The 9,784-nt window shown below is 66.9% G+C and carries 9 protein-coding genes; 2 read left to right on the top strand and 7 right to left on the bottom strand.

Features of this window, described 5'->3' with window-relative positions; translation table 11 throughout:
* Window positions 1-80: 80 nt before the first annotated feature.
* The 3 genes from V5A53_RS10150 to V5A53_RS10140 form a co-directional block, all read right to left on the bottom strand.
* On the bottom strand, window positions 81-230 hold the full coding sequence (locus tag V5A53_RS10150; protein ID WP_332313489.1) for a hypothetical protein: 150 nt from the start codon (window positions 228-230) through the stop codon (window positions 81-83).
* Window positions 231-403: 173 nt separating this feature from the next.
* Window positions 404-1,114 carry a helix-turn-helix domain-containing protein gene (locus V5A53_RS10145; protein ID WP_332313488.1) on the bottom strand — a complete coding sequence of 237 codons (711 nt, stop codon included), beginning with the start codon at window positions 1,112-1,114 and terminating at the stop codon, window positions 404-406.
* Between the two features lie 37 nt (window positions 1,115-1,151).
* Window positions 1,152-2,732, bottom strand: coding sequence for a class I adenylate-forming enzyme family protein (locus V5A53_RS10140; RefSeq protein ID WP_332313491.1), 1,581 nt, complete (start codon window positions 2,730-2,732; stop codon window positions 1,152-1,154).
* Window positions 2,733-2,983: 251 nt separating this feature from the next.
* Here V5A53_RS10140 and V5A53_RS10135 point away from each other — a divergent pair, with 251 nt between their 5' ends.
* Entirely contained in the window at window positions 2,984-3,859 is an 876-nt protein-coding gene (locus V5A53_RS10135) for an SDR family NAD(P)-dependent oxidoreductase (RefSeq protein WP_332313487.1), read from the top strand.
* Between the two features lie 102 nt (window positions 3,860-3,961).
* On the top strand, window positions 3,962-5,986 hold the full coding sequence (locus V5A53_RS10130; RefSeq protein ID WP_332313486.1) for a bacterio-opsin activator domain-containing protein: 2,025 nt from the start codon (window positions 3,962-3,964) through the stop codon (window positions 5,984-5,986).
* A 45-nt stretch (window positions 5,987-6,031) separates the two neighbouring features.
* Here V5A53_RS10130 and V5A53_RS10125 read toward each other — a convergent pair whose 3' ends face one another.
* The 4 genes from V5A53_RS10125 to V5A53_RS10110 form a co-directional block, all read right to left on the bottom strand.
* Complete coding sequence (locus V5A53_RS10125) at window positions 6,032-7,057, bottom strand: Brp/Blh family beta-carotene 15,15'-dioxygenase (RefSeq protein ID WP_332313485.1); 1,026 nt, start codon at window positions 7,055-7,057, stop codon at window positions 6,032-6,034.
* On the bottom strand, window positions 7,048-7,845 hold the full coding sequence (locus tag V5A53_RS10120) for a lycopene cyclase domain-containing protein (RefSeq protein ID WP_332313484.1): 798 nt from the start codon (window positions 7,843-7,845) through the stop codon (window positions 7,048-7,050). The genes V5A53_RS10125 and V5A53_RS10120 overlap by 10 nt, the downstream gene beginning before the upstream one ends.
* Window positions 7,846-7,955: 110 nt before the next feature.
* A complete protein-coding gene (locus V5A53_RS10115; RefSeq protein WP_332313483.1) occupies window positions 7,956-8,711 on the bottom strand; it encodes a bacteriorhodopsin in 756 nt (251 codons plus the stop codon).
* Window positions 8,712-8,939: 228 nt separating this feature from the next.
* Complete coding sequence (locus V5A53_RS10110; protein ID WP_332313490.1) at window positions 8,940-9,746, bottom strand: aldo/keto reductase; 807 nt, start codon at window positions 9,744-9,746, stop codon at window positions 8,940-8,942.
* Window positions 9,747-9,784 lie beyond the last annotated feature (38 nt).

The raw sequence follows: 9,784 nt of genomic DNA, 5'->3' as shown, positions 1-9,784 counted from the left end.
GGGTGGGTGGTTCGGAACCCACCCGATTCGCTATCGTGGCGGCGCCTTTTGAATACCGTTCTATAAATCGACGAAAAGGCTTATACGTCCCTTCTTGACTCACGGACTGCATCGACCGGGTCGAGGTCGGGGGAAGTCTCGACGGCGAGCGCGGCGAGTGCGTCACCAAATCTGTCTTTTTTGTCCCGATCGCTGTCATCATCGGTTGGGTCCCACTCGGTACTCGACATGGCTGGATGCAGTATCCCGACGTGAATAAATCCCCCCGGTGGTCGATGCGTGAACGCGGAGACGCCGCAGACGTATCGCGGGCCGCCGCGTCTCATATGGTTTTTTGTAGTCTTTTATCGCCGAGCGCCGAGCCATACGGGCGCTCGCCGGCAACTCGTTACATCGATCCGTATCAGGGCATCTCGTCGACGTGTTCGAGCGCCTCGACCAGTCCCCGGAGGACCTTCTTCTCGCCGCGGCGCATGTTCTTGGAGACGGCGGTCGTCGAGACGTCGAACTCGTCGGCCAGCGTCGAGAGGGTGGCGTCCCGTGGCGTCTCGAAGTAGCCGGCATCGGCCGCGCGTCGGATGGTCTCCTCCTCGACGGCCGACAGCGACCGGGCGGCATCCAACAGGGAGGTCGCCGCGTCGGCGTTGTGCATCACATCGAACAGTTGGTCGAGTTCGAGTCCGCGGCGCTGTTTGACCTCGAAGTCGTTGTTCTTATCGAGGGCGTAGAGGGTCTCGTCGGCGATGCCGCCGTCGTCGAAGCCGACCTGCCACAACTCCTCGCCGTCGCGGATGTGGAAGGGGCCGGTGATGTAGCCGCCGCGGTCGTGGATTGTCTCCATCGCGTCCGTCTGTTCGATGACCGTCCGGATGACGGCGGTATCGTCCTGCCGGGTGAACAGCCGGTAGTCGTTCATGTTCCCGTGGGCGCGAAGCGCCGACAGCCCGTTGTCGAGTGCCCCCCGATCTGCCCCCTCGACGACCAGTCGCGTCTCCAGTTCCTCGGCGGCCGCATCGAGTTGCCAGTGCATCGTCGAGAACGTCACCTCGTGGTCGACGGTGGTGTCGATGAAGGGACAGTCGTACTGCTCCATCTCCATGGTGACGTCTAACATGATGTCTCCCTTTCGGTGCCACCTATATAACGGTTCCTCACGAGCCTTCCTCCTCCATCGGTCCGAACCGTTCCTTGACGGCCGCCCGGTCGATCTTCCCGGTGCCCGAATCGGGGAACCCGTCCGTCACCGTCAGCGCGACGGGGACCGCGAAGTCGGCGACGCGGGATTCGAGGAACGATTCGAGTTCCGGAAGCGTCAGCGAGTCGTCGCCGACGACGACGGCCTTGGGGACCGCGCCGAGGTGGTCGTCGGGCACGCCGAACACCACCGCCGCCTCGACGGAGGGGTGTTCGGCGATGGCACTCTCGACGCGCTGGGGGTAGACGTTCTCGCCGTCGGAGACGAACATGTCGTCGATGCGGCCCTCGATGTGGACGTAGCCGTCCGCATCGACGCGAGCGAGGTCGCCGGTCGAGACCCACTCGCCGAAGGTGTGTCCGTCGGCATCCGCGTCGCCCCAGTAGCCGGCGGCGGCGGCCGGCCCCGCGAGTTCCAACTCGCCGACCTCGCCGCGGGCGACCGCGTCGCCGAACTCGTCGACCAGCCGGAAATCGACGCACATCGCGGGCACGCCAACGCTGTCGGCCTTCTCCGGCGGGGCATCGGACGGCATGGCGAAGTTGTTCGGGCCGAACTCGGTGAGGCCGTACCCTTGCGAGAAGTCGACGCCGCGGTCCCGCCACGCCTCGATGACGTGGCCGCGACAGCGGCCGCCGCCGCTTTTGACGAAGCGGAGACTGGAGAGGTCCGTCCGGTCCCACGCGTCGTGGCGGGCCATCTCGCCGAGGGCGGTCGGCGTTGCGACGAGGGTGGTCGCCGACTCGCGGTCGATATCCGCCAGCACGCGCTCGGGGTGGGCCTCCCGCCGGAGCAGCACCGTCGCGCCCATCCCGAAGAAGGGCAGCGTCAGGACGTTCCAGCCGCCGGTATGGAACATGGGAAAGACCAGCGGCGTCACGTCGTCGGGGCGGATGCCCCACGAGGTGATGGTGTTGAAGGCGTTCCAGTAGATGGTCCCGTGGGTGAGGACCGTCTCCTTCGGCGTCCCGGTCGACCCCCCGGTGTGCAAGAGGAGATGCGGATCCGACAGCGCGGTTTCGACGCCCTCGAAGGCGGCCTCCTGCTGGTCGATATCGAGCGGGTCGTAACGGTGGTCCTCGTCGGTCGGCAACGACCGGACTGCGGGGTCGGCGTCGCTCCGTTCGAGCGCGTCTATCAGCTCGGACTCGAAGGGCGTCTCGACGACGACCGCGCAGGGGTCGACGTCGCCGATGACGGCCGCGAGGCCGCGCTCGGCGAGACGGTGCGACAGCGGCGCGAGCAGGCTTCCGGTCTTGGCCGTGGCGAAGAACAGATCGACCAGTTCGACCCGGTTCCGCGCGAGCACGGCTACGCGGTCGCCCGAGTCGACGCCCAACTCTCGGAGCGCGTGGGCGGTCCGGTTCGCCCGCTCGTCGAGGTCCGCGTAGGTGTATTCCGACCCGACGGCCGGCTCCTTGATGGCGACCTGATCCGGGGTGAGTCGCGCCCGCCGCCGGCTCCACGCGCCGACCCACTCGTAGGGCCGGCCGGCGTGGGCGTGTGGGGACGCGTCCGTGGGGCCCTCGGGCGTCACGTCTCGGGTGGGCCGGTGTGGTTCGGTTCCGCGTGTCGGCACGCCTGCCGTAGTCGAGACGTACGGGTGGGTGGTCGGCTATACGAGATGAGTGACATACCATACCACAGCAACTCATCCAGCATCAAACCGGAGATTCACATATCAACCTGAACGCCGTTGCGGCGTGTCACCGGTGGTCGTCTCACGGACGTCCCGATGTTGGAATGTGAACCCTGGTTTCCATAGCGGTGGCTGGCCGATATCGTGGTATGAATTCACGAACGGATGGCGGCGACGAATCACTGTCGCCGCCGCCGATCACGAAAGACCGAGTCCTCACCCTCGACGACGAGCGGTTCTCGACCGACAACGTCGCCGTCGTCACCGGTGCCGCCTCGGGCATCGGCCGGGCGACGGCCATCGCGTTGGCGGTCAACGGGCTGACCGTCGTCGGACTCGATATCGACGAGGACGGCCTGGACGAGACGGTCGAGAAGGTCGACTCGCTCGACGCCGACGGCCGACTCGTCGCCGCGCCCGCCGACCTGACCGATGACGACGAAACCGAGGCGGCCATCGAGGCGGCCGCCGAGGAGGGGGAGATCCGGTATCTCGCCAACATCGCCGGAATGCAGCATATCGCCTCCATCCCCGACTTCCCGATGGATACCTACGACCGGATGACCGACGTGATGGTTCGGGCGCCCTTCCTGCTGTCGAAACTCGTGATGCCGCACATCCGGGCGACCGACGACGGCGTCGGGGCCATCGCCAACATGTCGTCGATTCACGGTCGCTATGCCACCCGGGATAAGGCGACCTACATCACCGCGAAACACGGTCTCAATGGCCTGACGCGATCTATCGCCGCCGAGGGCGATGGCACGCTCCGCGGCTTCTCGGTCAGCGTCGGCTACGTGCTGACGCCGCTGATGGCCAACCAGATCGCCGACACTGCCGAAGAGCGCGGCATCTCCGAGGACGAAGTCATCGAGGACGTCATGCTCGGGCAGGCGCGCACGAAGGAACTCATGATGCCCGTCGAGGTAGCGAACCTCTTCGTCTTCGGCTTCTCCTCGCACGCGAAACACCTCAACGGCGGCGACATGCTGTTCGACGGCGGCTACACGCTGACCTACGAGTAATCGCCATACGTGGGTTCGATCGCCGCCCATCTCTTCCTTTCCGGAACACCCGCATACCTTCGCGTACGTTTATGGTTCACAAGGTCCTGTATATAAGGAACAGTGACCACAGAGAACGCCACGGGGCGTGAACGGCGGGGAGTCGGGGCCAACGTGTTGTTCCTTTCCGAGCGGCCGTCGGACTGGCAGGAACAACGCGCGGAGTTGGAACGCCACGACGATATCTCGGTGCGGACGGCTACCCTGGCGGGAGTCGAGGAAGCCCTCGCCGACGCCGACTGCGTCGTGGGGACACATGGCCCCGGAACCGACGGCTTCCGGGCCTTCGAGCGGGTCCGGCAAGTCGACGGAACCGTTCCGTTCGTTCTGCTGGCACACGACGAGACGGGGATGGTCGCCAGTCGCGCGGTCGAGGCCGGCGTTTCGGGCTTCGTCCCCGTTTCGGCCCCGAACGCGGGGCGACTCCTCGTCGAGCGGGTCGAAGCCGCCATCGAGTCGACGCGACGCGACGACGGGGTGCGGATGCCCATCGAGGAACTCGATATCCACGAGGAGTTGCGGCTGAAGGAACGCGCCATCGACGAGGCGCCAATCGGCATCACGATCTCGGACCCAGACCGCCCCGACAACCCGATGGTGTACATCAACGACGCCTTCGAGCGGTTGACGGGCTACGAGAAGGCGAACACGGTCGGCCAGAACTGCCGGTTCCTGCAGGGCCCGGAGTCGGACCCCGAGGCCATCGCGACGATGCGGGAGGCCATCGACGCGGGCGAACCGACCTCCGTCGAACTTCTCAACTACCGGAAGGACGGCGACCCCTTCTGGAACCGGGTCGACATCGCGCCGGTCCGCAACGACGAGGGTGAGATAACCAACTTCGTCGGCTTCCAGACGGACATCACCGACCGGAAGGAAGCCGAGATGGAGGCCAAACGGCGGCGTGAGGAACTCGAACACCTGCTCGTCCGCATCGACGGCCTCCTGCAGGACGTCACCCGGAGTCTGGTCGAGGCCGAATCCCGCGCGGAGATCGAGCGGTCGGTCTGCGAGCGCGTCGCCGCGGCCGACCCCTACGCCTTCGGGTGGGTCGGCCGACCTGACCTCGCCAGCGACACGCTGGTGGTAAGCGCCCGGGCCGGTGCGCCCACGCCGCCGACCGGGGCGCTCGAACGCGACCTGACCGACGAAACCGACCCGACGGTCGCCGCCTACGAGACGGGGACCGTCCAGACGGTGACCGACGCGGACCGCCTCGCGGCACTCGATACGCCGCTTTTCGACGGTGAGACGCCGAAGGGCCTCGCGGCGATTCCGTTCGTCTACGGCGAGACCGTCTACGCCGTTTTGACGCTGTATACCGACGAACCGGGGGCCTTGAGCCAGCACGAAACCGACCTGCTGGCGGCGCTCGGACGGGCCAGCGGGACGGCGATAAACGCCCTCGAACGCGGCCGCATCCTCGCCAGCGACAGCGTTACCGAACTCGAACTGCGGGCGGAAGACGAGGACCTCTTCTTCGTCGAACTCTCCGCGGAGACTGGCTGTTATCTCGACTATCGCGGGTCGGTCTTCCGCGAGGACGGCATTGTCGTGACGTTCTTCGTGACCGATATGGCGGTCGATGCGATACTCGATGCGGCCGAGGCCTACCCGGATATCGTCTCGGCGACGGCGATACACGAATACGACGACGAGGCCCTGATCGAGTTCCGAACGTCGAACGGCTCGCTCGTCTCGACGCTCGCCGAGCGGGGCGCCCGTATCGATGCCATCCACGTCGCGGACGGCGTCGCCGATATCGTCATCGAACTCCCCGACGGCGGGGAGGCCCGCTCCATCGTCGACAGTATCGAGACGCACTATCCGAACATCAGCGTGGTCGCAAACCGCGAGCGGGAACGACCCCCGGCGACCAAGCAGGGCTTCATCGCCGAGGTGGAGAACCGACTCACCGAACGGCAGTTGACCGCCCTGCGGCGGGCCCACGTCAGCGACTACTACGAGTGGAACCGCCCGGTGACGGGCGAGGACCTCGCGACGGCGATGGGTATCGACCGCTCGACGTACCACCAGCACCTCCGGGCGGCCGAGCGGAAACTCGTCGATGCGTTCCTCGACCGGTAGGGGACGCGGATGCCGACGTCGGTGACGCCGAACGCCAGCGCCGCCCTAGCCATGCCAGATGCCTTCCTGGCGGTCCATCCACGTCACGACGACCACGTGCGGCAGGGTCAGGACGGCGATGAAGACGAGATACAGCGCGACGAACTCCTCGATGCCGGTGGGAACGCCCGAGACGGTCGGGACGACCGCGGCGAACCCGACGAGCAACGCGAGGGCGGCGGCCGTCAGCGGGGCGGCCTCCCGGGCGAACGAGGCGAATGCGCGACGGGTCGGGGGGCGGCCGCCGACGGCGGTGTACCGGAGGACGTGCCGGACGGCGTGCCAGCCACAGAAGTAGACGCCGATGGCGATGAGCGGCGGTACCGTCGCAAAGAGCACCCACAGCAGGGCCGTCTCGCCGACGTCGATGCGCCAGCCCCGGGTCGCCCCGGTGTGTCGGTAGCCCGCCGCGAGCGTGCCGACGGTAAGCGCGAGGAAGGCGGCGCCGACGACGAGGCGGGTCTCGACGGCAAAGAGGGGCGCCGCCGAGAGGCCGCCGCCGAAGAGGCCCACCCACGCGTCGACGACGGCCCGATAGCGGTCCGGGAACCACAGCAGGGGGACGAGCATCGGGAGGCCGCCGCGGACGACGAGCGTGGCCGCCCGGAGCGGTCGCGTTCGGAGGTGGTCGGCGCCGACGAACGTCAACAGGGTATGGAGGTCGCCCTGTCCCCAGTGGAACCACGTGATGGCGATGAAGGCGGTCGCCGCGAGGACGGGCGCGACCAGCCACAGCGCCGCATAGAGGCCGCCCAAGACGAGGTAGGCGACGCCGACGAGGGCCATCGACTCGCGGAGCCCTCGGTCGTCGAGACGGGCGGGGACGAACGTGTCGATAGCGCCGTGCGGGAGGCCGAACAGGACGACGCTGGCGACGAGCGGCAGGTAGCGGACGGCGGGCGGCACCGAGACGTCGGCGACGAGCGCGGCCGTCGAAAGGAGGATTGCCGCGGCACAGGCCGCCCACGCGGGGACGGTCGCGAGGCGGTCGTACCCGCGCCGAGCGTCGGTCGAGGCGGTGGCTATGCCCATCGGTCCATCACCCACCGGAACAGGAGCAAGCCCTGGACGACGAAGAGGTTCGTGACGGCGAAGAACAGCGCCTCCTCTATCGGCAGACCGAAAATGGCGTAGCCGGTCGTGTGGTCGGGCGAGATGTGCCAGATGCCGGTCGCCAGCGCCACCCGGTCGATGACCCACAGATAGAGGGTCGGCACGCCGACGCCGACCGTGAGGGTGCGGCGCTGGTGCCACAACTGCGGCGTCCCGACGACCCACTGGAGGGTGAGCACCGGCGCGCTCCAGGCGAGGATGGCGCCCAGATAGAACGTCGACTGGGTCGTCAGAAACGCCGCTCCGGCGACGCCGATGCCGACGCCCCCGAGGCCCCCGAGCAGTCGGGGCCCGACCGACAGCGCGCCGAAATCGATGGTTCGGCCGCCGTCACCCCCGCGGGTCAGCAGGCCGGGCTCGGGCCAGCCAGCTCGAAGCGTCAGTTGGCCGAGCCACGTGGCGGTCAAGATCGGCTGGAGGACGAAGAACAGGTACTCGCCGACCGGCGCGAGGCCGATGTGGGCGAACGTCTGGCCGTCGCCGTATCCCCAGATGCCCTTGGAGATGAGGTAGTTGTCCCACGGCGTCGTGTAGACGACGGCGACAAGGGTGACGACGGCGACGCCCGCCCAGTAGGTCGACGTTCCGACGGCCCAGACGGGGCTTTTCCGCGTTCGCGTCCGCATCACGGCAGCCATCGCCGTCAGCATCGCTACTGCGGGGATGATGAACGCCGCGTGGAACTGGAAGTACGTCGGGCCGGGCATGGTATGTCGGGTCGTGTATGGAAAACCGACGGCCCGACCGGGCGACGGGATGCGGGACAGGGGTTGCGGCGTCCCGGCCGGGTCGGGCCGTCGTCGTCGTCTCGGTCGTCTCAGTCGTCGGCGGGCGATGCGGTGCCGCCTTCGGCCAGTTCACCCGCGGCGTCGAGCACTTCACGGCTCGACAGCAGGATGATACCGAAGCCGACCTTCGCGACCAGGTCCAGCACCATGAAGCCGGCCGTCTCGACGTTGAGGCTGATGACGCCGAGGCCCTCGGTGCCGACCAGCCACCAGACCGGGTAGACCAGCCACGCCACGAGGATGAGGTTCCGGAGCGTCTTGAAGGTCGACTGGGCCTCCGGCGAGAGCCGCTTGGCCTCCTCGGTGAGGGTGCCGAACAGGAAGTACAGCAACACGAGCAGGAAGCCCGTGGAAACACCCCACCAGATGAGGCGGTCACCGGCCGCACCGAGCAGGACGCCGCTGGTGGTCAGGGTCGCGATGGCGCCCGTGCCGATCATCAGCACGTCGAGGCCGACCAGCGTCGACAGCTGGTTGCGACTCGCGCCCGCGAGCAACCCGAGGTCGATGAGCAGCAGCGGCGTGGTGAACAACCAGTCAGTGTATCGGGCCCAGTAGATTGGGAGTTCTTCACCGCCGACTTCGACCGTGGTCAGGCCGAAGCCAAGCGCCATCGAGAGGTAGTTGACGAACGCGATGGCGGTGATGAATATCGTCACGATGTAGAACTCCTGCCGTCTGCGGTCCTCCTCGCCCCACCCGCGGGCGATGAAGTACAACATGCCGAGGAACATCCCGGCAGTGCCGATCCAAAGCCAGATTTGTTCGCTCCCTGGTTGTGCCATGGTACATCATCGAATAGGGGATATTAGGAGTTCAAGGTGATACCCAACACGTTGGGTTACCTTACACGGACAGCGAATGGAACGTGGCGTCGTGGTGACCCGGGCGTTCGGGCGAACGACCGCGTTGTCGGCGCCGACGAAGATGGCCGGCACGCCGTCGGGTTCGCCCATCGACGGGCCGAACGTATCGGGATTCGGGTGGGCGCTCTCCGGCACTTCGTCTCTACGCTACTGGTTCCACGGCGCTTCCTCGAAATCGACGTACCGTTTCTCGCGGTCGATGGCGTCGATCCGCTCGAGTTCGGCGTCGGTCAGGTCCACGTCGAGGGCGCCGATGTTCTCCTCGATGTGTTCGGGCGATTCGGATTTCGGGATGGCGGCGACCGAGTCCTTCGACAGCAGCCACGCCAGCGCGACCTGTGCGGGCGTCGCGTCGTGGGCGTCGGCGATATCGACCAGTTCCGAAATCTCGGTCACATCGCCTTTCGCCAGCGGCGTGTAGGCGACGAGATGGTGGTCGTGTTCGCGGGCCAACTCTCGCAGTCGGTCCTGCTGGAGGAGCGGATGGCACTCGACCTGATGGGCGAAAAGCGGCACGTCGAGCGTTTCGATGGCCTCTTCTAACAGGTCCGGCGTGAAGTTCGACAGGCCGACGTTCCGGATGAGGCCGCGCTCGTAGAGGTCGTCGAACGCCGACAGCGTCGCCTCGGGGTCGTAGGCCCGAATCGGCCAGTGGACGTACAGGAGGTCGAGCGTCGTCACGCCGAGACGTTCTCGACTGGCCTCGGCGTGGTCGATGACGTCGTCGTACGCGAGGTTGTCCGGGCTGACCTTCGTGGCGAGGAAGACGTCCTCGCGGTCGACCTCAGAGCGTCGGATTCCTTCGCCGACAGCCCGTTCGTTCTCGTAGCCTTCGGCGGTGTCGACGTGGCGATAGCCACAGTTCAGCGCCGTTGCGACGCTTTCCGCACAGACCTCGGGGTCGGTGTTTTCGTAAGTTCCAATGCCGATGTCGGGGAGTTCCTCGACGGCCATACCGTCGCATGGGGCGGCGGTCCCTTGGGTGTTCGTGC

The organism is Natronomonas sp. (genome assembly GCF_036625485.1).
Classification (GTDB): domain Archaea; phylum Halobacteriota; class Halobacteria; order Halobacteriales; family Haloarculaceae; genus Natronomonas.
This window is presented reverse-complemented; position numbering and strand designations above follow the sequence as displayed.

Bases quoted from the DNA above. Each gene is read 5' to 3' on its own strand.
- V5A53_RS10125 (WP_332313485.1), bottom strand. From the start codon at position 7,057: ATGGGCATAGCCACCGCCTCGACCGACGCTCGGCGCGGGTACGACCGC.
- V5A53_RS10135 (WP_332313487.1), top strand. From the start codon at position 2,984: ATGAATTCACGAACGGATGGCGGCGACGAATCACTGTCGCCGCCGCCG.
- V5A53_RS10145 (WP_332313488.1), bottom strand. From the start codon at position 1,114: ATGTTAGACGTCACCATGGAGATGGAGCAGTACGACTGTCCCTTCATC.
- V5A53_RS10110 (WP_332313490.1), bottom strand. From the start codon at position 9,746: ATGGCCGTCGAGGAACTCCCCGACATCGGCATTGGAACTTACGAAAAC.
- V5A53_RS10115 (WP_332313483.1), bottom strand. From the start codon at position 8,711: ATGGCACAACCAGGGAGCGAACAAATCTGGCTTTGGATCGGCACTGCC.
- V5A53_RS10150 (WP_332313489.1), bottom strand. From the start codon at position 230: ATGTCGAGTACCGAGTGGGACCCAACCGATGATGACAGCGATCGGGAC.
- V5A53_RS10120 (WP_332313484.1), bottom strand. From the start codon at position 7,845: ATGCCCGGCCCGACGTACTTCCAGTTCCACGCGGCGTTCATCATCCCC.